A 21,525-nucleotide genomic window follows, 5' to 3' on the forward strand; every position below is an offset into this window, starting at 1 on the left:
CCACCAAGATCGACCTCTTGATGAACCTCGTGAAGAAGGTCGATGCGCTCGTCATCGGCGGCGGCATGGCCAATACCTTCATCGCCGCTCGCGGCACCAATGTCGGCAAGTCGCTCTGCGAACATGATCTCGCCGAAACCGCCAAGCAGATCATGATCGAGGCCGCCACCGCCGGCTGCGCCATCATCCTGCCGGAGGATGGCGTGATCGCCCGCGAGTTCAAGGCAGGCGCCGCCAACGAGACGGTCGATATTAACGCCATTCCCGCCGACGCCATGGTGCTCGATGTCGGCCCGAAATCCGTCGAGGCCATCAACGCCTGGATCGAGCGCGCCGCAACCCTGGTCTGGAACGGCCCGCTCGGCGCCTTCGAGATCGAACCCTTCGATGCCGCAACCGTCGCTGCCGCGAAATACGCTGCTAGGCGCACGGTAGCCGGCAAGCTCACCTCCGTTGCCGGCGGCGGCGATACGGTCTCGGCGCTCAACCATGCCGGCGTTGCCGACGATTTCACCTATGTTTCGACCGCCGGCGGCGCCTTCCTCGAATGGATGGAAGGCAAAGAGCTTCCCGGCGTCGCGGTCCTCAACGCTGCAAAATAATCCGCAAGACTGATTTCGCAGATTTTACATGTGGATAGACCGCGGAAGAAAAGAAGCTTCCGCGGTCTTTTGCTCAGAGGACGAAAAAAATCCCAACTTTCAAACGATTGAATTGAATTCAATCGTTTCAATGACTTAGCCTTCCATTTTCCTCCCTATAAACTTCTGTTATCCGCGTTCTATATTCCTGAAGTGCCGATGTTTATTGTTGTGGAGAGAACGAAATGAGCGAACGAGTGGAAGACATTGCAGTGCAGATGGTTACGGGCGGCCGGGGACTGCTCGCGGCCGATGAATCGACCTCCACCATCAAGAAGCGTTTCGACGCGATCAATCTCGAATCGACCGAAACCAGCCGGCGCGACTATCGCGAAATGCTCTTCCGCTCCGACGAAGCGATGAAGAAATATATCTCCGGCGTCATCCTCTTCGAAGAGACCCTGTTCCAGAAGGCCGCGGACGGCACGCCTTTCGTCGATATCATCCGCGCTGCCGGCGCCATTCCCGGCATCAAGGTCGATACCGGCGCCAAGCCGATGGCCAAATATCCCGCTGAAACCATCACCGAAGGCCTCGATGGCCTCGGCGAGCGACTTGCCAGATATTATGAAGCCGGCGCCCGCTTCGCCAAGTGGCGCGGCGTCATCGCCATCTCGTCGACCTTGCCGACCCGCGGTTCCGTCCGCGCCAACGCTCAGGCGCTTGCTCGTTATGCCGCACTTTGCCAGGAGGCCGGGATCGTTCCGATCGTCGAGCCGGAATGCCTGATGGACGGCAAACCGGGCGACCACAATATCGACCGCTGCGCCGAAGTAACCGAGTTCACGCTGCGCATCGTCTTCGAGGAACTCGCCGATGCCCGCGTCAACCTCGAAGGCATGATCCTGAAGCCGAACATGGTGATCGACGGCAAGAACGCCCGCAAGGCCTCGGTCGCGGAAGTTGCCGAACGCACTGTCAAGGTGTTGAAGGCGACCGTTCCATCAGCCGTTCCCGGCATCGCCTTCCTCTCCGGCGGCCAGACGACCGAAGAAGCGACAGCCCACCTTTCGGCGATCAATGCCACCGGCGGCCTGCCCTGGTTCGTCACCTTCTCCTACGGCCGCGCCCTGCAGGACAGCGCGCTCAAGGCCTGGAGCGGCAAGCAGGAAAACGTCGCCGCCGGCCAGCGCGAATTCACCCACCGCGCCGAGATGAACAGCCTCGCCGCCAAGGGTAACTGGAAGAAGGACCTGGAAAAGGCCGCGTGATTATTAACGCTTAGGACTGGGCAGGGGCGGCAAAAGCAGTGTAGCCGCCCCTGCCCCGTCCCTCTCCCCTTCCTCCCATTGTCACGGCGACAAGAAACCGCTTCGTTCCCTCGAAAACCGTGATTACTCATAGCGGCCTGTCACAACAGGAGCCGCCATGAACACCCTCTCCTACGTCACCGTCGATGTTTTCACCTCCACTCGCTTCGAGGGCAATCCGCTTGCCGTCATTTCCGATGCGCGCGGTCTGAGCGATGCGGCGATGCAAAAGATCGCCACCGAGTTCAACTATTCCGAAGTCACATTCGTCCTGCCGCCGGAAGACGCTCAAAATTCCGCCCGCGTGCGCATCTTCACGCCGACGATGGAAATACCCTTCGCCGGCCACCCGAACGTCGGCACCGCCTATGCGCTCGGCCAGCAGGCGGAGATCTTCGGCAAGCCGGTCGGCGATACGCTGCGCTTCGAGGAAAAGGCTGGCCTCGTCGAAGTCAGCCTGAAACGCAGCGGCGGAAAGGTTGCTGCTGCCGCCATCCGCGCACCGCAGCCGCTGGCGATCGGCGATATCATTGCCGAGGAAACCGTCGCCGGCTGCGTCTCGCTCGACCCTGGCGTCATCGTCAGCACCACCCATGCCCCGGTCTTCGCCTCGGTCGGCCTGAACTTCGCCATTGCAGAGCTGAATGGGCTCGAAGCGCTGGCCGCCGCCCGCCCGAACCTTGCCGGGTTTCAGGCAGCTGCCGGCCGCAAGGCGACGAGCGGCCACGACTTCTCGCTCTTCCTCTATGTGAGGACAGCCGAAAATCCATGGAATATCCGCGCCCGCATGTTCGCGCCGCTCGATAACGTGGCCGAAGATCCGGCAACGGGCAGCGCGTCAGCGGCGCTTGGCGCCTATCTCGTCTCGCTTGCGCCGAAGACCGATATGAACGCCCGCATCACCATTGAACAGGGCGTCGAAATGGGCCGCCGCAGCGTCATCACCCTTGATGTCGCGAAGTCCGGCGGCATCGTCACCGATGTCGTCATCTCCGGAGGCTGCGTTTCCGTCATGCGCGGAGAAATAAGCTTGCAGGACTGACGATCCCGGTGGGGTCGTCGCGCCCGGTTATGCGTAATCCAGGGGCTACATCATGAAGTCGCGTGAAAGCAGAGCCACTGCCCAGACGCCGAAAGCGATCAGCGCGATCTTCCAGAAATCCATCCGCCGTCGGAGGCCGGGAAGCCCGAGCGGCTTGATCAGCTGTATCGCCATGGCAAGGATGAGCAGCAAGGCTATCAGCTTTGTCATGCTTTATTTTTTCCGTTTTTCGGAATGTCACAGGACGGACATTTTTCCGCGCGAACAAGAGGATCTCGACACGCCGTAAAGACATTCCGGGGCACAATCAATCATCTTGAGGCTGGGCTGACGCAGGTCCTGCCTTATGTCCATTGCAAATCGCTAAGACCGAGTCTGGGGAAATGAAGAGAAATCTGCTGTCCGTCGCCGCGCTGCTCTTTGGTACGCTCTTCCTTTTCATGGGCAATGGCCTGCAGGGCATCCTGCTTCCTGTGCGCGGCAATCTCGAAGGCTACGCCACGACGACGCTCGGCCTGCTCGGCACGTCATGGGCTGGAGGCTTTGTCATCGGCTGCCTGGTGGCACCGAAATTGGTGCGCCGTGTCGGCCATGTGCGCGCCTTCTCCGGCTTCATCTCGATCATCGCCATCATCGCGCTGGTCAGCGGCATCATCATCCATCCGGTCTGGTGGGTGGTTCTGCGGGCCGTCACAGGCTTCTCCACCGCCGGCACGTCAATGATCATCGAAAGCTGGCTGAACGAGCGCGCCAGCAACGAGAGTCGCGGCGCGATCTTCTCGCTCTATATCGGCATCACACTGCTCGGCGTCGTCGGCGGCCAGATGATGATCCCGCTCGAGGATGTGCGCACGCCGGTGCTGTTCATGATCTGCGGCATCTTCTATTGCATCGCCATGCTGCCGACGACGCTTTCGACCGCCGCTTCGCCGCAGCCGCTGAAGGCGGTGCGCCTCGACCTGCCCGCGCTCTATCGCAACTCGCCGGTCTCCTGCCTCGGCATCCTGCTCGTCGGCATCGCCAATGGGGCCTACGGCACGCTCGGCGCAGTCTTCGGTGCCGGCGCCGGCCTCTCCGACACCAGCATCGCCATCATGATGAGCGCCACCATCTTCGCCGGCGCCGTGATGCAACTGCCGGCCGGCCGGCTTTCCGATCGCATTGACCGGCGCTATGTGCTCGCCGCCATGTCCGGCATCGCTGCCGTTGCGGGCCTGCTGATCTTTCTGCTCCACCCGACGTCCGCCGGCTTGCTGATCGGGCTCGTTGTCCTTTACGGCGCGGTGGCCAATACGCTCTATCCGATCGCCGTCGCCCACGCCAACGACTTCGCGGCGTCGGAGGATTTCGTCAAGGTCTCCGGTGGCCTGCTACTGCTCTATGGCATCGGCACGGTGATCGGCCCGACGATCGGCGGCCCGGTCATGTCGGCGATCACCCCACATGCGCTTTTCCTCGTCACCGCCATCGCCCATGTGCTGATCACCGTCTACGCCATCATCAGGAGCCGCATCCGCGCCGCCGTCCCGGCCAGCGACCGCGACGCCTACACGACGATCCCGACCGGCACCTCGCCGATGCTGACACCGCAAAGCATGTCGCTTGCCGATCGCGGCACCGGCAAACCTCCCGAAACCGGAAAGTCTCCCGAAAGCGGCGATCCTGCGGTAAAGTTCGGCTAGAACAGGATGATTTTAGGCCGGGTCGGCCTAAAATCTGAATCCTGTTCTACACTCTATAGTTAGAGCATGATGTCGTCCGAAAACCGCTCACACTTTTCGGCATCTTGCTCTAGAGCAATTCCAGCAAAAGTGCGCATCGGTTTTGCGTTCCGGAATTGCGTGAGAAAAGCTATAGGCAGAGAACGGAGGACGAACCATGAGCTTCATCGATGATGACCGGCCGCAGAAGAAAGTCGCCCACGAGATCGGCGCCGATCTCTCCATGCTTTCGGTCGACGAGTTGAAGGCGCGGGTGGAATTGCTGAAGACGGAGATCGCCCGTCTCGAGGCCGAGGCCGGTCGCAAGGCCTCCGGGCGGCAGGCGGCGGAAAGCTTCTTCCGCTCGTAATCCGCTAAAACCCCGAAAAACAAGGCTATAGGCGGATAAAATTGCCCGCCTCAAGTCTTAATTCGGCACAATGTTAATAAAATATTAAGCTTTATAAGATATTACTATATTCATCCGGATTTTCTCTGGATCTCAGACAGTTTTCCAAGCGGTGAATTGGTCTGATTTTTCTCCCTGTTTTACCTTGAGAGCCGCGTTTGCGGCTCTTCTTTTTCCTATGGCCGGCGCACTTCCACGAAACTGTGGAGATTAACCCTTTCTTAAGAAACGGCTTGCGCATTTGGGCTAATGATACCATCTTAAAGTCATAAAGACCCGGCCTGGAAACTTTTCCGTCGGTGCCGGCGTTACCTGAATATATGTAGCTGCGTGCAAACAGGGACTATTGCGATGTCGGAAGTTGGGTTGAACACGATCAGTTTTGCAGGCCGCGCCGCTGCATCCTCGCAGTTCAAGGCACTTTACGCGGAAGGCATGTCGCTGGTCGAAGAGACTGCCGCCTACCTCGACGGCCAGGGCCGCGCCGCCTCCAAGGTTCTGCCGCGGATGGCCTCGGTTCTCTACGCCGCGGAATCGATGCGCCTGACCACCCGCCTCATGCAGATGGCCTCCTGGCTGCTGTTGCAGCGCGCCGTCAACAATGGCGAAATGTCCCGTGACCAGGTGCTCGCTGAGAAGAACAAGGTTCGCCTCGACGGCTTCAACGTCGACCGCGCCGCACCCGGCTGGAGTGACCTGCCGGAATCCTTCCGCGACCTCGTCGAACGCTCGCTGCGTCTGCAGAACCGTATCGCCCTGCTCGACCGCGAGATCTACCGCCCGTCCGAAGCGGTGATCATTCATGATAATCAGAACAGCGTCCAGGCCCAGCTTTCCCTGCTGCAGACCGCCTTCGGCAACAACTGACCGATCCGCAAGAATTCGATACAAACCGGCTGCGTCTTAGGTGGCCGGTTTTTTGTTTGCCGCTGAACACCACCATTCCGACAGCGTCCTTGGCACGTCTGAAAAGACGTGCTGCGCTGTAAGCCATTGCAAACGCAAAAAAGCCCGGCGAAACCGGGCTCTCTTCGAATTCCATCGAGCAAAAGCGATTAGAGGCCGAGGCCGCCGAAACGCTTGTTGAACTTGGAGACGCGGCCACCGCGATCCATGAGCTGCTGGTTGCCGCCGGTCCAGGCCGGATGCGACTTGGAATCGATCTCGAGGTTCATGACAGCGCCCTCCGAACCCCAGGTCGAGCGGGTTTCGTATTCGGTGCCATCGGTCATGACTACCTTGATCATGTGATATTCGGGATGGATGCCTGCCTTCATAACAATCTTCCTGCGATACCGGAGTTCAATTTGCCGCATGCAGTTGCGGCCAACGAACCGATTGAATAAATGAAGCCGCAGTCGTGATGGCTACGGCTTCCCATTAGGATGCGGTGCCTATACATGAAGGACGCCTAGATAACAAGAGCCTACAGGCCGCATTGCGCGGGTCCTGCGGGCGATCGGAGACGATTTGGCAGAGCAGGCACGGGCTGAGGAAAACAAAAGGCGGTCGCTACAGCCGCTCGGCAGGCTGACGCCCTACGTCATGCGTTATCGCGGCATGGTGGCCGGTGCGCTGATGTCGCTGGCGCTTGCCGCCATCACTTCGCTGGCGCTGCCGCTCGCCGTGCGTCGCATGATCGATCACGGCTTCACCCAGTCGGACGGCCGCTTCATCAACAGCTACTTCGCCATGCTGATGGTCATGGCCGTCGTGCTCGCGGTCGCAAGCGCGCTGCGTTATTATTTCGTCATCACCATCGGCGAGCGCATCGTCGCCGATCTTCGCCGCGATGTCTTTTCCCATGTGACGAGGCTGTCGCCCTCCTTCTTCGACGTCAACCAGTCCGGCGAGATCGTCTCGCGCCTGACCGCCGATACGACACAGATCAAGTCGGCCGTCGGCGCCACCGCCTCGGTGGCGCTCAGGAACCTCATTCTCTGTATTGGCGCCATGGGCATGATGATCGTCACCTCGCCGAAGCTTTCGAGCCTCGTCATCGGAGCGATCCCGCTGATTGTCTTCCCGCTCGTCGCCTTCGGCCGCTCGGTGCGCAAACGTTCGCGCGCCGCCCAGGATACGCTCGCCGATGCCTCCGCCTTCGCCAACGAGACGATCGCCGCGACCCGCACCGTTCAGGCCTTCAACGGCGAGGATGCCGCAGCGACGCGTTACGGCACTGCCGTCGAATCCGCCTACGAGGCTRCCCGCGCCGCGATCCGCTCGCGCGCGCTGCTGACGGGRATCGCCATCACGCTGATTTTCGGCAGCGTCGTCGCCGTGCTCTGGGTCGGCGCCCATAGCGTGCTTGCTGGCACGCTCTCGGCCGGCACGCTCGGCCAGTTCCTACTCTATGCCGTCATCTCCGCCGGGTCGCTAGGCGCGCTGTCGGAGGTCTGGGGCGAACTTTCGCAGGCAGCCGGTGCTGCCGACCGGCTGACCGAACTTCTCGACGAAGTCTCGCCGATCACAGCCCCCGCCAGCCCGCAGGCTCTTCCTTCGCCTAGCCGTGGTCGCGTCGAATTTTCCGGTGTGCATTTCGCCTATCCCTCGCGCCCCGGAAAATCGGCACTGCATGGCTTAAGCTTCGCCATCACGCCAGGCGAGACGGTCGCCATCGTCGGCCCTTCCGGTGCCGGCAAGAGCACCGTCTTTTCGCTATTGCTGCGCTTCTACGATCCGCAGCAGGGCAGCGTGACGATCGATGGCGTCGACGCGCAGCTGACGACGCCCGACGAGCTGCGCCAGCGCATCGCCATCGTGCCGCAGGATGTCACCATCTTTGCCGCTTCGATCCATGACAACATCGCCTTCGGCCGCCCCGGCGCCTCGCGTGACGAGGTCCGCGCCGCAGCCCTTGCCGCGCAGGCCGACGAATTCATCGCCCGGCTGGACCAGGGTTACGAGACCGAGGTCGGCGAACGCGGCATCACGCTCTCCGGCGGCCAGCGCCAGCGCATCGCCATTGCCCGCGCCATCCTGAAGAACGCCTCCGTGCTGCTGCTCGACGAGGCGACCTCAGCGCTTGACGCCGAAAGCGAGACGCTGGTGCAGAAGGCGCTCGACGGCCTGGTGGACGGCCGTACGACGCTCGTTATCGCCCATCGCCTGGCAACCGTGCTGAAGGCCGACCGCATTCTCGTCATTGATCAGGGCCGCGTCGTCGAGGAGGGCACGCATCAGAGCCTGATCCGCCATGGCGGCATCTATGCCCGGCTGGCGCGACTACAATTCGACGCCGCCAACGAGGATGTGCTCGCTGCGGCGAAATAGCCGGCGCGCACTTCTCCTGCCAACAACGACTAAAGTCTGAACCCGCTGCGCCTCCCCGCGGTTGTCTTTCGCGCGTTCTGCCCTAACCTCCTCATTMCCCGGGGTGGGGATATGGCTGCTGAAATCCTTGGGAGGAGATAGGAATGGCACTTTCCGATATGACGCGACGTATGGGCCTTGCGCTCAGTTTCGGTGTGCTTGCGGCCCTTGCCGTCGGTGCGTCTGCCACTGCTGCGGATTTTCCCGATCGCGCGATCACCATGGTCGTGCCCTTCGCGGCCGGCGGGTCGACCGATGTCGTCGCCCGCATCGTCGCGCAGAAGATGTCAGAGGATCTCGGCCAGCAGGTGATCGTCCAGAACGTCGCCGGCGCCGGCGGCAATCTCGGCGCCGGTAACGTCGCCCGCGCCGAACCGGACGGTTACACCATCCTGATGGGCACGGTGGCGACCCACGCCCTCAATCCGCTGATCCTCAAATCGACCCCCTACGATCCCGAGAAGGATTTCGCGCCGATCTCGCTGCTCGTCGTCGTGCCGAATGTGCTGGTCGTCAATCCGGAATTGCCGGCGAAGACCGTGCAGGAGCTGATCGCCCTGCTGAAAGCCGAGCCCGACAAATACAGCTACGCCTCATCGGGCAACGGCACGCCGCTGCATCTTTCCGGAGAGCTCTTCAAGTCCATGGCCGGCGTCAGCATGCAGCACATTCCCTATAAGGGCGCCGGCCCGGCATTGAACGACGTCATCGGCAACCAGGTGCCAATCATGTTCGACAACCTGCCCTCGTCGTCGAGCCACATCAAGGCTGGCACCCTGCGGGCGCTGGCGGTGACCACGGCCGAGCGCGCGCCCTCCTTCCCCGATGTGCCCACGATCGCCGAGTCAGGCATTCCAGGTTACGAGACCTATACCTGGAACGCGCTTTTCGCCCCTGCCAAGACGCCGAACGAAGCGGTGATGCGCCTCAACGCCTCGGCTAAAAAGGCGCTTGCCGACCCTGCCGTCGCTGAACGCATGAAGGAATTCAGCGCCACCATCGTCGGCTCGACGCCGGAGGAACTCGCCACCCATGTGAAGGGCGAGCTCGCCAAATGGGGACCGGTCGTCAAGGGCGCGAACATCCAGATGGAGTGATGCCGGAGCATGATGCCGAAAAGTGTGAGCGGTTTTCGGATGACATCATGCTCTACGCTTTAATGAGAACAGGATTCAGATTTTAGGCCGACCCGGCCTAAAATCATCCTGTTCTCGGGGCATAGCCGCTGGCGCCCTCATTCGCTTGCGTCCAATGGAAACGGTGACAATTGGACGCTAAGCAACCCAATCCTGATTAAGGCAGTGGAAAAGCTCGCCATTTTGATCTAGCCTTCGCTAAGCTGATGGTTGCAATTCAGCGTTTTGGGATTTCGGGAGACATCTATGTATAAATTCGAAGTCTATAAGGATAAGGCCGGCGAGTTCCGCTTCCGCTTCAAGGCATCGAACGGGGAAGCTATGTTCTCGTCTGAGGGCTACAAGGCGAAGGCGTCCGCCATGAGTGCCATCGAATCCATCAAGAAGAACACGCCAAGCGCCGAGGTCGTCGACCAGACGAAGGCCGAGTCCTGAGCAGACCGGCAGCGGCGACGTGATTGCCGCCCTGCCCTTTCGCACCCTTGAGCAGCGCCGGCGCCCTTGAGCCCGGCCCGCTTGCGATTTTCGGTGCCCTTTTTCTTTTTCGCATATTTTTTTGAAAGCCATGTCGAAACGACCGGTGGTCGCGCCTCATTGTTTCGGAACGGCCGCTCCGCTCCGCCGGGCTTTACGATTTTCGGGATCTCGATCCCCGCTATCGGCATGCCCGGATCAACGCAACAACGAGATCAGGAGTTTTCCATGCAATATGCTCTCATCATTCGCGAGGCCGCCGAGGATTTCGCCCGCCGCGGCGATCCCGCTTATCGCGACGGCTGGGTCGCCTACAGCAAGGCGCTCGCTCAGGCAGGGATCATGACCGGCGGCGCCGGGCTGACAGGCCCGGAAACCGGCACGATCGTGCGCCGCAAAGGCGAGGAACACGATGTTCAGGACGGGCCTTATCCGGAAGGCAAGGAACAGCTCGGCGGCTTCTATCTGATCGACGTCCCCGACATCGATACAGCACTCGAATGGGCGACCCGCGTCCCGATCTCCGACAAGGGTTCGGTCGAGGTGCGTCCGCGCTTGCAGATGTGAGGCGGTAATGCCGCCCGATGCCGGACGCGCTGCCGAAAAGGTGGCGCGTCAGTCCTACGGCAAGCTGATCGCCTTCCTCACCGCCCGCTCGCGCGACGTGGCGGCAGCAGAGGACGCATTGTCGGAAGCGCTGGCTTCGGCGCTTCGCGTCTGGCCGGAGCGCGGCATTCCCGGCAATCCGGAAGCCTGGCTGCTGGTTGCCGCCCGCCGCAATCTCATGCAGGCGGCCCGCCATCGCACTGTCGAGGCCAATGCGCAAACGACGATATCGATCGCCTTTGAGGAGGCGGAGGAACGCATGAACGAGGCCGGCAACGCCATCTTTCCCGATGAGCGGCTGAAGCTGCTCTTCGCCTGCACCCATCCCGCCATCGACCGCTCCGTGCATACGGCGCTGATGCTGCAGACCGTTCTCGGCATCGAGGCAAAGACTATCGCGCGGACCTTCGTCGTCTCACCTGAGGCGATGAGCCAGCGGCTGGTGCGGGCCAAGGTAAAGATCCGCGATGCCGGCATTCCCTTCGCCGTCCCGCCTCGCCCCACCTTGCCGGAGCGGCTTGCGGCGGTGCTCTCGGCGATCTACGCGGCTTACGGTCTCGGCTGGGACGGTCTCGACGGAGAGGACGAACACCCTTCACTTGCCGGCGAGGCGATCTGGCTCGGCCGCGCGCTTCTGGCGGTGCTGCCGGACGAACCGGAAGCGGTCGGGCTGCTCTCCTTGATGCTTCATTGCGAAGCTCGCCGCAGCGCCCGGCGCGACGGTAGCGGCCGATATGTGCCGCTGGACGAGCAGGATATGGCCGCGTGGAACGCGATCATGATTGCCGAGGCGGATGCACTGTTGCGCAAGGCCGGCGGCTTCGACCATTTCGGCCCCTTCCAGTGTCAGGCGGCGATCCAGTCCGTGCATGCGGCGCGCCGGCTGTCAGGTACGACCGACTGGCAGGCGCTGACGACACTCTACGCGGCGCTGGTGATGATGAAGCCGACGCTGGGTGCACGCGTCAGCCAAGCTGCGGTGATCGGCAGGGCCTTGAACGCCGCTGCCGGCCTGGAAGTGCTCGACCGGCTCGATCCGCGCGACGTCGCAAGCTACCAGCCCTACTGGGCCGTGCGTGCCTTTCTCCTGACCCAGGCCGGCGATGATACCGCGGCAGCCGATGCCTATATGACAGCGATCGGCCTCAGCGACAGCCCCGCCGTGCGCGATTTCCTCGCCGGCCGCTTGAAGGGCGCGCAGCAGGGAATGTCGGGCCACTGCATAATTCCCTAAATCGGAATCGATTTAGGGAATTATGCAGCAATTCAAAGTGTTACAGCGTCATTTGCGCGTCTGAAAAGACGCGCGGCGCTGTAATCATTTCTCGGTCAGCTTCAGCTCGATGCGGCGATTGGTAGAGTGCGCATCCGGCGTATCGCCTGGCGCGATCGGCTGGAACTCGCCGAAGCCGGCGGCGACCAGCCGATCGGCTGGTACACCCTGTGCGATCAGAAACTTGACGACCGAAATCGCGCGCGCCGAGGAGAGCTCCCAATTGTCGCGATAGCGACCCGTTCCGGCAAGCGGCACATTGTCGGTATGGCCATCGACGCGCAGCACCCAATTGATCTCCGGCGGAATTTCCTTGGCGAGATCGAGGAGGGCCGCGGCAAGCTTCGCCATTTCGGTCTGCCCCTCCGGGTTGAGATCGGCGCCGCCCGATGGAAACAGCACTTCCGACTGGAAGACGAACCGGTCGCCGACGATGCGGATATTCTCGCGGTCCGAGAGGATCTCGCGCAGACGGCCGAAGAAGTCGGAACGGTAGCGGTTCARCTCCTGCACGCGCGCGGCGAGCGCCACGTTGAGGCGACTGCCGAGGTCGGCGATCTTGGTCTGCGAGACCCGGTCTTTCTCCTCCGACGCCTGAAGAGCAGCTTCGACGGCGGCGATCTGGCTGCGAAGCGCTGATATCTGCTGGTTCAGCAGTTCTACTTGGCTGAGCGCCCGTTCGCTCACCTGCTTCTGCTCGTCAAGCTCCTGCGTCATCGAGCCGATCCGCTTCTGCGCCGCATCCTGACCGCCCGAACCGGCATTCAGCAGCGCCTGCAGCCGCGAACGGTCGCCTTCGGCGCTGGCAAGCGAGGCCTGCAGGTTGGCGACAGAATCCTGGAGATCCTGGTTGCTACCCTTTTCGAGCGCGAGAAGCTGCGTCAGCTCGTTGATCTGGCTGTTCAGGCGATTAAGCACCTCATCGCGTCCGGTGATCTCGCGGCTGAGGATGAACTGCCCGACGACGAAGACCGTCAGCAGGAACATGATTGAGATGAGCAGCGTCGACAGCGCATCGACGAAGCCCGGCCAATAATCCACCGTGCGTTCGCGGCGCCGGTTGCGGGCAAGAGCCATAGCTTACTTGCCCTCGCTCTTTTCTGTCTGGCTGGCGCGGTCGCGCATGCGCTCGCCCCTCTCGCCTGCGCGCTCCTGCACGCCGATGCGCTCGGCAAGCCGGTCGAGCGTGCGGCGCATGGCCTTCGCCTCGTCCTGCTGTGCCTCGATCCAGTCGCGCAGCATCTGCTGCTCGTTGCGCATGTTCTTGACGAGGCCCTGAATACCTTCGGCAAGGCTCGCCATGGCGGCGACGGAGCGCTGGCTGCCGGCGCCGCCCTCTTCGGAGACCTTGCGCAGATAATCGGAGAGCGCGCGCATGTCGTCCGAGGAGCCGCCGGATACGGCCTCGAGAGCCGGGGCAAGATCGGAGCCGACATCCGTGACCGAGGAAAGCCAGTTTTCCAGCTCCATGTAGAAGCGGTTTTGCGCGCGGCCGGCCTGCAGGTCGAGGAAGCCAAGAATGAGCGAACCGGAAAGGCCGAGCAGCGAGGAGGAGAAGGCCTGGCCCATGCCGGAAAGCGGCGTGGAAAGCCCTTCCTTCAGCGCCGAGAGCACGTCTCCGGTGCCGTTCGAGCCGGCATCGAGGGACTGAATGACAATGCTGATCGAACTGATCGTGCCGATGAGGCCCCAGAAGGTGCCGAGCAGGCCGAGGAAGACCAAGAGGCCGATCAGGTAGCGTGAAACATCGCGCGATTCGTCGAGGCGAGTAGCGATCGAATCGAGGATCGAGCGCAGCGCCGTCGTCGACAGCGCCACTGAGGACTTGCGGCTGCCGAGCAGCGCCCGCATTGGCGCAAGCAGCCGCGGATTGCGGTTCACCTTGTCGGCGCTGCCGGCGGCGCGGAACGAATTAAACCAGCGCACCTCAGGGCGAAGCGCCAGTACATGGTTGAAAACAAGGATGATTCCGACCGCGAGAACGCCGACGATCAGGCCGTTGAGGCCCGGATTGTGCATGAAGGCGGTCTGCGTCTGCCGGAAGAGGATGGCGGCGATAAAGCCGACGATGACGAGGAAAAGCAGCATCGTCCAGAGGAAGGGCATGGGACTCGAAAGCCTGTTGGCATAAATGCCAGCCGTCTTTTCGGTGGAGCCGATCTCCGCCACATTCACATTTTCCATAGGGTCGCTGCCTCCGGAGTCATTGCTGGCGGAGACTAGAGCAACATTGTGCCGAATTGAAGTATGCCGGGGCGAAAACCGTGACTTTACAACAGCCAGATTTTCGTTCGGTCACTTGGCCGGAACCGGCCGCTTGACGACTTCGATCAGCGCCTTGTGGATGATCTCGTTGCCGGCGACGATCGCGCCGCTCTCCAGCATCGTCGCGCCACCGTCCCAGTCGGTGGCGAAACCGCCGGCTTCGCGGATGAGCAGGATGCCGGCAGCCATGTCCCACGGCGCAAGCTCCGCTTCCCAGAAACCGTCGAACCGCCCGGCAGCGACATAGGCAAGATCGAGCGTCGGCGAACCCAGACGGCGGATGCCCGCCACTTCGCCCATCACGTGGCGAAGTTCGACCAGGAACTTGCCGTGATTGCGCTTGCCGAGCGCCGGCACACCACAGCCGATGACGCAATCCGACAGCGCGCGACGCGCGGCGACGCGCAGGCGCCGGTCGTTGAGGAAGGCGCCGCCACCGCGCTCGGCGGTATAGAGCTCGTCGGTCGCCGGATTGAAGACGACGGCGGCAACGATCTCGCCGTTGCGTTCGAGCGCGATCGAGACAGCGAAGGCCGGGATGCCGTGCAGGAAGTTCGTCGTGCCGTCGAGCGGGTCGACGATCCAGCGATGCGCGCCGTCGGTGCCCTTGATTTCCTCGCTTTCCTCGCCGAGGAAGCCATAGGTCGGACGCGCCTTGAGCAGCTCTTCCCTGACGATCTTTTCGGCCTTGCGGTCGGCGGTGGAAACGAAGTCACCCGGTCCTTTCACGGACACCTGCAGGTTCTGCACTTCGCCGAAATCACGTCCCAGCGACTTTCCTGCCTTGAGGGCAGCCTGAACCATGACATTGAGAAGAGCTGAACGGGCCATCGGCGCATTTTTCCTTGGGACTGATACGGGGCGCGCGCGCTGCCAGGGGCGGGAAGTGTCCCTGAACATGCATGACAGGCAGCGCTGCGAAGATTGGCGGCCTCAAGACCACAAAATCAGGGAAATTTCAAGGGGAGGCGCGCATGGCTGCCCTGCGGCGGCGGAAACCATTCATTTTATTCTGGACAGATCAGTCCAATAAGAGTAGAAGCCTGTTCATGGCACGACACAAGGAATTCGATCGCGACACCGCCCTTCATGCCGCCATCGGCGTATTTTCCGAGCATGGCTATGAAGGCACCTCGACCGAGGAATTGCTGACGGCGATGAAGATCAGCCGGCAAAGCATGTACGACACCTTCGGCGACAAGCGCGGTCTCTATCTGGAAGCGCTGAAGCGCTACAATGTGGAGAGCATCGATAAGATCATCGCCGATCTTCGCCGCGAAAACCGGCCGATCGAGGCGCTGGAAGGTGCTCTTGTCGCTTTCGCCTCGCGTCCCGCTGCCGAGGCGCGGCGCGGCTGCCTCGGTGTCAGCGCCATCTGTGAATTCGGCCGCACCGATGCCGAGATCGCAGCTCTTTCCGACAGCGCCGGCCACGCGCTTCACGCGGCGATCGGGAGCCTTCTCGCAGAGGCTCGCAGGACCGGAGATCTCGCAACAGAGATCGATATCGCCGACGCCATCCCGTTTCTCGGCGCTGCTTTGTCGGGCATGAAAGTCAGCGCCCGAAACGGCGTCCCACCCGAGACGCTCCGCGGTATCGCACGCATGGCAATCAGAAGCCTCCGCTGACGATGGGGCAACTCCCAAACGGCCTTTCCACGGCCAATTCTAGACTGATTAATCCAAAAACAAAGGAAACCTGCATGTCTCAACCCCTTTCCACCAAGATCGCCCTCGTCACCGGCGGCTCGCGCGGCATCGGCGCCGCCATCGTCCGAAGGCTCGCCGCTGATGGCGCCGCCGTCGCCTTCACTTATTCCAACTCCGAGCACAAAGCGAAGGCGATCGTCGCCGAGCTGGAGGCTGCTGGCGGCAGGGCGCTGGCGATCCGGGCCGACAGTGCCGATGCGAAGGCCGTACAGGATGCCGTCGCGCTGACAGCCGGGCATTTTGGCGGTCTCGACATTCTCGTCAGCAATGCCGGCATTCTCATCCTCAACCCGCTCGACGACTATTCACTCGAAGATTTCGACCGGATGTTCGCCGTCAACGTCCGCGCTGCCTTCGTCGGCATCCAGGCAGCGGCAAGACACATGAAGGAAGGCGGCCGCGTCATCACCATCGGCAGCGTCACCGCCGATCGCAGCGGCTTTCCGACCTCCTCGGTCTATAGCATGACGAAAGGCGCGATCGCCTCGATGACCCGCGGCCTCGCCCGCGATCTCGGCCCACGCGGCATCACCGTCAACAACATCCAGCCCGGCCCGACGGCGACCGACATGAACCCCAATGAGGACGATCATGAGCGCCTCAAGCCGCTGATGGCGCTTGGCCGCCTGGGTGAGGACCGCGAGATCGCCGGCCTCGCCGCCTATCTCGCCCGTGCCGAGGCCGCTTTCGTCACCGGCGCCAGCCTGACGATCGACGGCGGTTACCTCGCCTGAATAGAGAGCCTGCAGGGCTACAACCAAAAACCGGCGGCATCCTGCGATACCGCCGGCTTCGGTCTGGCTGTTCAAGCAGGTCCTAGAACTTCTGCTGCGTCATCAGCACTTCGCGGGCGATCTGATCGAGCGGCAGGACCCGGTCGACGCCGCCTTTGGCGATCGCCTCCTTCGGCATGCCGAAAACGACGGAACTCGCCTCGTCCTGCGCCACCGTGTAGGCGCCCGCCTGGTGCATTTCCAGCATGCCGCGCGCACCGTCGTCGCCCATGCCGGTCATGATGATGCCCATGGCATTCGAGCCGGCCGAGCGCGCCGCCGAGCGGAAGAGCACGTCGACGGAAGGCCGGTGTCGCGACACCAGCGGCCCGGTCTTCACACTCACATAGTAGCGCGCACCCTGGCGCTCGAGCAGCATGTGCTTGTCACCTGGCGCGATCAAGACATGGCCGCGCAACACCGGATCGCCATCGACGGCTTCCTTGACCTCGACCTCGCAGAGCCCGTTCAGCCGCTTGGCGAAGGCGGCGGTGAATTTCTCCGGCATGTGCTGGACGATCACCGTACCAGGCGCATTGGCCGGCAGTTCTTCCAGGAACTCGCGCAGTGCTTCGGTGCCGCCGGTGGAAGCTCCGACGCAGACGACCATCTCCGTCGTCTTCGCCATGGCCCGCCCCGTCGGTGGCGGCAGCATCACATCCGCCGTCAGTTTCTTGGCCGGCCCCTCCGCTGAAGCGGAACGAATGGTTCCGGCGGCGCGGCGGACATTGGAAAGTCGTGCATGCGAGGCGCTCTTGACGACTTCGCGAATACGCATCGCATCATCGGCAAGGCTGTCGGCGGCCCCGATCTTCGATTTCAGAATGACGTCGACCGCACCGGCCTCCAGCGCCTGGATCAGCGTCTCCGAACCCGCCTCCGTCAGCGACGAACACATCACGACAGGGATCGGCCGCTGCGCCATCAGCTTGCGCAGGAAGGTAATGCCATCCATGCGCGGCATCTCCACATCGAGCGTGATGACATCGGGGATCTCCTCCTGCAGCTTCCGCGCCGCCATGAAGGGGTCGGATGCGACCGCCATGATCTCGATATCGGGATCCTGCTCCAGCACGTGGGTCAGCGTCTGGCGGACGCTGGCGGAATCGTCGATGATGAGAACGCGGATTTTCTTAGCCATGAATGCCCCTAATGCATGCCGTCCAGAAGTGCGCAGCGGTTTTGGGATGACGCCATGCGCTTAGATACGCTGAAATACCGTATTCGAGACCTGCTTCAACGGCAGATCGAAGCCGGTGATCGATTCAGAATGGCCGATGAACATGTAGCCGCCCTTCGCCAGGCAATCACAGAGGCGGTTGAGCACGCCGGCCTGAGTCTGCTTGTCGAAGTAGATTAGCACGTTGCGGCAGAAGATGACGTTCATCGCCTCGCCGATCTGATATTTCTCGTCCATCAGGTTCATGCGGGCAAAACCAATCTTGCTGCGCAGTTTCGGCGTGATGCGCACCTCCCGCCGATCCGATTGCTTGGCCGTCAGTACGTATTTACGCTGCAGGTCGCGCGGCACGGGCGCGACGAGGTCTTCCGGGTAGATGCCGCGGCGCGCCGTCTGCAGCACGTCGGTGGAAAGGTCGGTGGCCAGAACGCTGTAGGAGACGTCGTTGCGGCCTTCGGTGAATTCCGCCAGCACCATCGCCATCGTGTAGGGCTCGGCTCCCGTCGAGCAGGCAGAGCTCCAGGTGCGGATGGTCCGAACGCCGCTATTGGCGATCGTTGGCAGCGCTACCGTCTGCAGATAGTCGAAATGCTTGGCTTCGCGGAAGAAGTCGGTCTTATTCGTCGTCACCACGTCGATCAGGTAGACGGTTTCCTGGTCGAGCCCGTCGTGATTGAACAGGAAGTCGCAATAATCGTCGAAGGTGGCATGGTTGGTTGCGCGAAGGCGGCGCCTCAGCCGCCCTTCGAGCATCGTCAGCTTGGTCGGCGGCATCTTGATGCCGCTGTAATCGTAGATGAACCGGGCAAGCTTGTCGAAATTGCGCTTGCTGATCCGGTCGCCCGGCAATTGGGTTTCCACCGCTGCTGCCATACTCATAGAACGCAGTACTCCGAGTTGATGCGCGGGTCAGGCCGCCGATTGCAGTGCCGAGGCGTCCTCGCGCGACAGCAACCGTGCAAGATCGATGATGACGACGAAGCCGTTTTCACGGCGAACGACGCCGGCGATATAGTCCGAGCGCCAGCGCACGCCGATGTCAGGCGCCGCCTCGATCTGCTCGCGCCGGAACGGCGTGACCTCGAAGACGCGGTCGGCGACGAGGCCGAGGGTCAGGAGCCGGCTTTCCATCGGCACGTCGAGGACGAGCACGCGCGTATGCGGCGTCGGCACGGTCTTCGTCATGCCGAGCTTCAATCGAAGATCGATCGTCGGCACGCCCTGCCCGCGCACGTCGCGCAGGCCGAGCAGATAGTCTGGACCATTCGGAATCTTGAAAGCTTCCGCATAGTCGAGGATTTCCCGTACCACCTCAACCGGCACGGCGAAAATCTCCTCGCCGAGGCTGAAGGTCACGAATTGCGCTTCCAGGGATGTCGTGGCCATGATCATGCGCTTTCCTTGAATTCGGCGTCCCCATCGTCGGGACCGCCCATGGAGAGATCGAGAGCGAAGCCTTTTACCCGCGCCTGCTGGCCGGCAACGCTGTTGGCAGCCGGCTTCCTGGTACTGGGCTTGCGACCGGCGGCCTGTGCCGGACTGCGGACCGTGACCTTGGCGGCCGGCGTGCGGGACTGGCGATTGCTTGCTGTATCGACCTTGAAGAAGGCAATCGAAGCCTGCAGCTCTTCCGCTTGGGTCGCGAGCTCTTCCGAGGTCGCCGACATCTGCTCGGAAGCACCGGCATTCTGCTGCGTCACCTTGTCGAGCTGCTGGATCGCCTCGTTGATCTGCGAGGCGCCGACATCCTGTTCGCGGCATGCGGCGCTGATCTCGGAGACCAGTTCCGCCGTCTTGCGGATGTCGGGCACCAGCCGGCCGAGCATGTCGCCGGCCTCCTGAGCGGCCTTGACCGTATCGCCCGACATAGAGCTGATTTCGGCAGCAGCCGACTGGCTGCGTTCGGCAAGCTTGCGCACTTCCGAGGCGACGACCGCAAACCCCTTGCCGTGTTCCCCGGCGCGCGCCGCTTCGACGGCAGCGTTGAGCGCCAACAGATCGGTCTGGCGGGCGATTTCCTGGACGATGCCAATCTTCTCGGCAATGGTCCGCATCGCCTGTACGGCGCGCGTCACCGCGTCACCACTGGCTTCCGCATCCTTGGCCGACTGACGGGCAATCTTCTCGGTCTGGGCGGCGTTGTCGGCGTTCTGCTTGATGTTGGCGGCCATCTCTTCCATCGAGGCGGAAGCCTCTTCGGCCGAAGCCGCCTGTTCGGTGGCGCCCTGCGACACCTGCTCGGAGCTCGAGGACAGTTCCTGGCTGCCGGCCGAGACATTTTCTGCGGCAGCAGCCGCATCGGAGACGACGCCACGCAGGCGCTCAACCATCTGTTCGAGGGCAATGCCGAGCGTGTCCTTCTCCGAAAGCGGCTTCGGAGACACCGTCAGGTCGCCGCTCGCGATCTGGTTGGCGATCTCAGCAGTGCTGCGAAGATTGTCCGTCATGACGTTGATCGTGTTGACCAGATCCTTGATCTCGTCGTTGCTCTTGATCTCGATCTTCTGGTTGAGGTCACCGATGGCGACGGCGCTGGCAACGTTCATGATCTTGCGCAGGCCGCTGTTGACACCGAGCGCGATCCACAGCGCAGCAGCGAACGCGATGACGGAAGCCCCGATAGCGATGCCGATCAGCATGTTTTTCGTCGAACTATAAAGAATGTCTGTATCGTTATCGGCTTGCGTCATCGACTTCTGCTGAAGCGTGACGAGCGTCTCGAAAACATCTTCGAGTTCCATGACGAGAGCGCGAACCTCTCCGGACGAAAGCGCCGCTGCCGCTGCCCTGTCGCCACTTTCCTGGATAGAGGCGACTTTGTTGGAGCCCTCACTGAAGCGCTTGGCCAACTCGACCAGCCTGTCCCAGGTGGGCTTGCCCTCGGCAGTTGCGAGCTGTTGGCCGCCCGTGGCGAAAACTACCATTTCATCCAGGCTCTTCGCCGAATTCTGGTAGTCCTTCCTGGCCACTTCCGGATCCATTTCCAGAAGGGCATTCTTCTGCCAGCGAACAGCATTAAGCTCCGCAGTCTTTGCCTCTAGAGCCAGTTCCAGCCTCTTTGCCGGACCCGAAATAAGGTTGCCGACAGCATCGTTCAGGGAACTGAGGCTGATGATTCCATAGACCGCGCTGCCCACCAGCAACAATATGACAAAGCCAAATGCGGCTGCGAGCTTAAGTTTAATCGTAATACGCATCTCAATATACCTCTCCGAGAGCGAAGCAATAAATGTGGACCAGGGGGCGCGGCATCATGCAGCAAAGACATTCCGGTAGGCGAAGCGTGCGTCGCGGGCCATCCTGATTGGCCCACGACAATTGCGAACGGGGAGCGGTCATGCGCTTTCCCCAGGGGAGCGCTATGCGCTCTCCCTAAACTCGTCATCGGCCGTATCGGGACCGCCCATCGACATGTCGAGGGCAAACCCCTTCACGCGGGCCTGCTGACCAGCGATCGTATTGGCCGGCGCCTTACTGACCGGTTTGCGCGGTGCGGCCGAGGCCCGGCTGCGGGCGGTGAGTTTTACAGCCGGCGCGCGCTCGCGGCGCCCACCCGCCGTATCGACCTTGAAGAAGGCGATCGACGTCTGCAGCTCTTCGGCCTGGGAGGCGAGTTCCTCGGAGGTCGCCGACATCTGCTCGGAGGCGCCGGCGTTCTGCTGCGTCACCTTGTCGAGCTGCTGGATCGCTTCATTGATCTGCGAGGCGCCGATATCCTGTTCGCGGCAGGCGGCGCTGATCTCGGAGACCAGTTC

Annotated in this window: 22 protein-coding genes and 1 pseudogene; 13 read left to right on the top strand and 10 right to left on the bottom strand. The window is 62.1% G+C overall.

Going from position 1 to position 21,525, the window contains the following annotated elements; genetic code table 11:
* The 3 genes from pgk to AC1D1Z_RS24750 all read left to right on the top strand — a co-directional run.
* Nucleotides 1-602 (top strand): phosphoglycerate kinase (gene pgk / locus AC1D1Z_RS24740; RefSeq protein WP_477851837.1); only part of this gene is annotated, 602 nt, incomplete at its 5' end.
* 224 nt (nt 603-826) lie between these two features.
* A complete protein-coding gene (locus AC1D1Z_RS24745) occupies nt 827-1,852 on the top strand; it encodes a class I fructose-bisphosphate aldolase (protein ID WP_018243473.1) in 1,026 nt (341 codons plus the stop codon).
* Between the two features lie 157 nt (nt 1,853-2,009).
* On the top strand, nt 2,010-2,933 hold the full coding sequence (locus AC1D1Z_RS24750) for a PhzF family phenazine biosynthesis protein (RefSeq protein ID WP_130759655.1): 924 nt from the start codon (nt 2,010-2,012) through the stop codon (nt 2,931-2,933).
* Between the two features lie 45 nt (nt 2,934-2,978).
* Here the strand turns inward: AC1D1Z_RS24750 and AC1D1Z_RS24755 are convergent, their stop codons facing one another.
* Nucleotides 2,979-3,143: a hypothetical protein gene (locus AC1D1Z_RS24755; RefSeq protein ID WP_018243475.1), complete on the bottom strand. Its 165-nt coding sequence runs from the start codon at nt 3,141-3,143 to the stop codon at nt 2,979-2,981.
* Nucleotides 3,144-3,316: 173 nt separating this feature from the next.
* Between AC1D1Z_RS24755 and AC1D1Z_RS24760 the strand changes: the two genes are divergently transcribed.
* The 3 genes from AC1D1Z_RS24760 to rcdA all read left to right on the top strand — a co-directional run bounded on the left by AC1D1Z_RS24760 (nt 3,317) and on the right by rcdA (nt 5,909).
* Nucleotides 3,317-4,615: an MFS transporter gene (locus AC1D1Z_RS24760; RefSeq protein ID WP_028733508.1), complete on the top strand. Its 1,299-nt coding sequence runs from the start codon at nt 3,317-3,319 to the stop codon at nt 4,613-4,615.
* Nucleotides 4,616-4,811: 196 nt separating this feature from the next.
* Nucleotides 4,812-5,003, top strand: coding sequence for a DUF1192 domain-containing protein (locus AC1D1Z_RS24765; RefSeq protein ID WP_018243477.1), 192 nt, complete (start codon nt 4,812-4,814; stop codon nt 5,001-5,003).
* A gap of 390 nt (nt 5,004-5,393) precedes the next feature.
* The gene (gene rcdA, locus AC1D1Z_RS24770) at nt 5,394-5,909 is read left to right on the top strand and encodes a protease adaptor protein RcdA (RefSeq protein WP_065278047.1); all 516 of its coding nucleotides are present in this window, start codon (nt 5,394-5,396) and stop codon (nt 5,907-5,909) included.
* 188 nt (nt 5,910-6,097) lie between these two features.
* Here rcdA and rpmE read toward each other — a convergent pair whose 3' ends face one another.
* Nucleotides 6,098-6,319 carry a 50S ribosomal protein L31 gene (gene rpmE / locus AC1D1Z_RS24775; RefSeq protein ID WP_003542805.1) on the bottom strand — a complete coding sequence of 74 codons (222 nt, stop codon included), beginning with the start codon at nt 6,317-6,319 and terminating at the stop codon, nt 6,098-6,100.
* Between the two features lie 193 nt (nt 6,320-6,512).
* Here rpmE and AC1D1Z_RS24780 point away from each other — a divergent pair, with 193 nt between their 5' ends.
* From AC1D1Z_RS24780 to AC1D1Z_RS24800, 5 genes are all read left to right on the top strand, one after another.
* On the top strand, nt 6,513-8,315 hold the full coding sequence (locus AC1D1Z_RS24780) for an ABC transporter transmembrane domain-containing protein (RefSeq protein ID WP_477851840.1): 1,803 nt from the start codon (nt 6,513-6,515) through the stop codon (nt 8,313-8,315).
* 143 nt (nt 8,316-8,458) lie between these two features.
* Entirely contained in the window at nt 8,459-9,451 is a 993-nt protein-coding gene (locus AC1D1Z_RS24785; RefSeq protein WP_130653018.1) for a Bug family tripartite tricarboxylate transporter substrate binding protein, read from the top strand.
* Between the two features lie 285 nt (nt 9,452-9,736).
* Nucleotides 9,737-9,925, top strand: a complete 189-nt coding sequence (locus AC1D1Z_RS24790) for a YegP family protein (RefSeq protein WP_017968150.1) — start codon at nt 9,737-9,739, stop codon at nt 9,923-9,925.
* A gap of 267 nt (nt 9,926-10,192) precedes the next feature.
* The gene (locus AC1D1Z_RS24795) at nt 10,193-10,531 is read left to right on the top strand and encodes a YciI family protein (RefSeq protein WP_026188521.1); all 339 of its coding nucleotides are present in this window, start codon (nt 10,193-10,195) and stop codon (nt 10,529-10,531) included.
* Between the two features lie 7 nt (nt 10,532-10,538).
* Nucleotides 10,539-11,804 (top strand): RNA polymerase sigma factor, encoded by a 1,266-nt coding sequence (locus AC1D1Z_RS24800; RefSeq protein WP_047622700.1) that lies wholly within the window; start codon nt 10,539-10,541, stop codon nt 11,802-11,804.
* An 84-nt stretch (nt 11,805-11,888) separates the two neighbouring features.
* Here AC1D1Z_RS24800 and AC1D1Z_RS24805 read toward each other — a convergent pair whose 3' ends face one another.
* The 3 genes from AC1D1Z_RS24805 to AC1D1Z_RS24815 form a co-directional block, all read right to left on the bottom strand.
* On the bottom strand, nt 11,889-12,920 hold the full coding sequence (locus tag AC1D1Z_RS24805; protein ID WP_018445945.1) for a peptidoglycan -binding protein: 1,032 nt from the start codon (nt 12,918-12,920) through the stop codon (nt 11,889-11,891).
* Nucleotides 12,921-12,923: 3 nt separating this feature from the next.
* Nucleotides 12,924-14,027, bottom strand: coding sequence for a MotA/TolQ/ExbB proton channel family protein (locus AC1D1Z_RS24810; RefSeq protein ID WP_130653020.1), 1,104 nt, complete (start codon nt 14,025-14,027; stop codon nt 12,924-12,926).
* A gap of 111 nt (nt 14,028-14,138) precedes the next feature.
* The gene (locus AC1D1Z_RS24815; RefSeq protein WP_018243486.1) at nt 14,139-14,939 is read right to left on the bottom strand and encodes an inositol monophosphatase family protein; all 801 of its coding nucleotides are present in this window, start codon (nt 14,937-14,939) and stop codon (nt 14,139-14,141) included.
* A 218-nt stretch (nt 14,940-15,157) separates the two neighbouring features.
* On the opposite strand from AC1D1Z_RS24815, the gene AC1D1Z_RS24820 reads away from it, so the two are divergent.
* A complete protein-coding gene (locus AC1D1Z_RS24820; protein WP_130653021.1) occupies nt 15,158-15,736 on the top strand; it encodes a TetR/AcrR family transcriptional regulator in 579 nt (192 codons plus the stop codon).
* A gap of 74 nt (nt 15,737-15,810) precedes the next feature.
* Complete coding sequence (locus AC1D1Z_RS24825) at nt 15,811-16,551, top strand: 3-oxoacyl-ACP reductase family protein (RefSeq protein WP_130653022.1); 741 nt, start codon at nt 15,811-15,813, stop codon at nt 16,549-16,551.
* 82 nt (nt 16,552-16,633) lie between these two features.
* Here AC1D1Z_RS24825 and AC1D1Z_RS24830 read toward each other — a convergent pair whose 3' ends face one another.
* The 5 genes and pseudogenes from AC1D1Z_RS24830 to AC1D1Z_RS24850 form a co-directional block, all read right to left on the bottom strand.
* Nucleotides 16,634-17,731 (bottom strand): protein-glutamate methylesterase/protein-glutamine glutaminase, encoded by a 1,098-nt coding sequence (locus AC1D1Z_RS24830; protein WP_018243489.1) that lies wholly within the window; start codon nt 17,729-17,731, stop codon nt 16,634-16,636.
* 60 nt (nt 17,732-17,791) lie between these two features.
* Entirely contained in the window at nt 17,792-18,649 is an 858-nt protein-coding gene (locus AC1D1Z_RS24835) for a CheR family methyltransferase (RefSeq protein ID WP_018243490.1), read from the bottom strand.
* 30 nt (nt 18,650-18,679) lie between these two features.
* The gene (locus tag AC1D1Z_RS24840; RefSeq protein WP_018072866.1) at nt 18,680-19,162 is read right to left on the bottom strand and encodes a chemotaxis protein CheW; all 483 of its coding nucleotides are present in this window, start codon (nt 19,160-19,162) and stop codon (nt 18,680-18,682) included.
* Nucleotides 19,159-20,967, bottom strand: coding sequence for a methyl-accepting chemotaxis protein (locus AC1D1Z_RS24845; protein ID WP_130653023.1), 1,809 nt, complete (start codon nt 20,965-20,967; stop codon nt 19,159-19,161). Before AC1D1Z_RS24845 ends, AC1D1Z_RS24840 begins: the two co-directional genes overlap by 4 nt.
* A 162-nt stretch (nt 20,968-21,129) precedes the next feature.
* Nucleotides 21,130-21,525, bottom strand: a pseudogene (locus AC1D1Z_RS24850) (methyl-accepting chemotaxis protein); the annotation flags it as partial.

It is taken from the genome of Rhizobium sp. P1_E1, from assembly GCF_056406015.1.

Bases quoted from the DNA above. Each gene is read 5' to 3' on its own strand.
- AC1D1Z_RS24745 (WP_018243473.1), top strand. From the start codon at position 827: ATGAGCGAACGAGTGGAAGACATTGCAGTGCAGATGGTTACGGGCGGC.
- AC1D1Z_RS24750 (WP_130759655.1), top strand. From the start codon at position 2,010: ATGAACACCCTCTCCTACGTCACCGTCGATGTTTTCACCTCCACTCGC.
- AC1D1Z_RS24755 (WP_018243475.1), bottom strand. From the start codon at position 3,143: ATGACAAAGCTGATAGCCTTGCTGCTCATCCTTGCCATGGCGATACAG.
- AC1D1Z_RS24760 (WP_028733508.1), top strand. From the start codon at position 3,317: ATGAAGAGAAATCTGCTGTCCGTCGCCGCGCTGCTCTTTGGTACGCTC.
- AC1D1Z_RS24765 (WP_018243477.1), top strand. From the start codon at position 4,812: ATGAGCTTCATCGATGATGACCGGCCGCAGAAGAAAGTCGCCCACGAG.
- rcdA (WP_065278047.1), top strand. From the start codon at position 5,394: ATGTCGGAAGTTGGGTTGAACACGATCAGTTTTGCAGGCCGCGCCGCT.
- rpmE (WP_003542805.1), bottom strand. From the start codon at position 6,319: ATGAAGGCAGGCATCCATCCCGAATATCACATGATCAAGGTAGTCATG.
- AC1D1Z_RS24785 (WP_130653018.1), top strand. From the start codon at position 8,459: ATGGCACTTTCCGATATGACGCGACGTATGGGCCTTGCGCTCAGTTTC.
- AC1D1Z_RS24790 (WP_017968150.1), top strand. From the start codon at position 9,737: ATGTATAAATTCGAAGTCTATAAGGATAAGGCCGGCGAGTTCCGCTTC.
- AC1D1Z_RS24795 (WP_026188521.1), top strand. From the start codon at position 10,193: ATGCAATATGCTCTCATCATTCGCGAGGCCGCCGAGGATTTCGCCCGC.
- AC1D1Z_RS24800 (WP_047622700.1), top strand. From the start codon at position 10,539: ATGCCGCCCGATGCCGGACGCGCTGCCGAAAAGGTGGCGCGTCAGTCC.
- AC1D1Z_RS24810 (WP_130653020.1), bottom strand. From the start codon at position 14,027: ATGGAAAATGTGAATGTGGCGGAGATCGGCTCCACCGAAAAGACGGCT.
- AC1D1Z_RS24815 (WP_018243486.1), bottom strand. From the start codon at position 14,939: ATGGCCCGTTCAGCTCTTCTCAATGTCATGGTTCAGGCTGCCCTCAAG.
- AC1D1Z_RS24820 (WP_130653021.1), top strand. From the start codon at position 15,158: ATGGCACGACACAAGGAATTCGATCGCGACACCGCCCTTCATGCCGCC.
- AC1D1Z_RS24825 (WP_130653022.1), top strand. From the start codon at position 15,811: ATGTCTCAACCCCTTTCCACCAAGATCGCCCTCGTCACCGGCGGCTCG.
- AC1D1Z_RS24830 (WP_018243489.1), bottom strand. From the start codon at position 17,731: ATGGCTAAGAAAATCCGCGTTCTCATCATCGACGATTCCGCCAGCGTC.
- AC1D1Z_RS24835 (WP_018243490.1), bottom strand. From the start codon at position 18,649: ATGAGTATGGCAGCAGCGGTGGAAACCCAATTGCCGGGCGACCGGATC.
- AC1D1Z_RS24840 (WP_018072866.1), bottom strand. From the start codon at position 19,162: ATGATCATGGCCACGACATCCCTGGAAGCGCAATTCGTGACCTTCAGC.
- AC1D1Z_RS24845 (WP_130653023.1), bottom strand. From the start codon at position 20,967: ATGCGTATTACGATTAAACTTAAGCTCGCAGCCGCATTTGGCTTTGTC.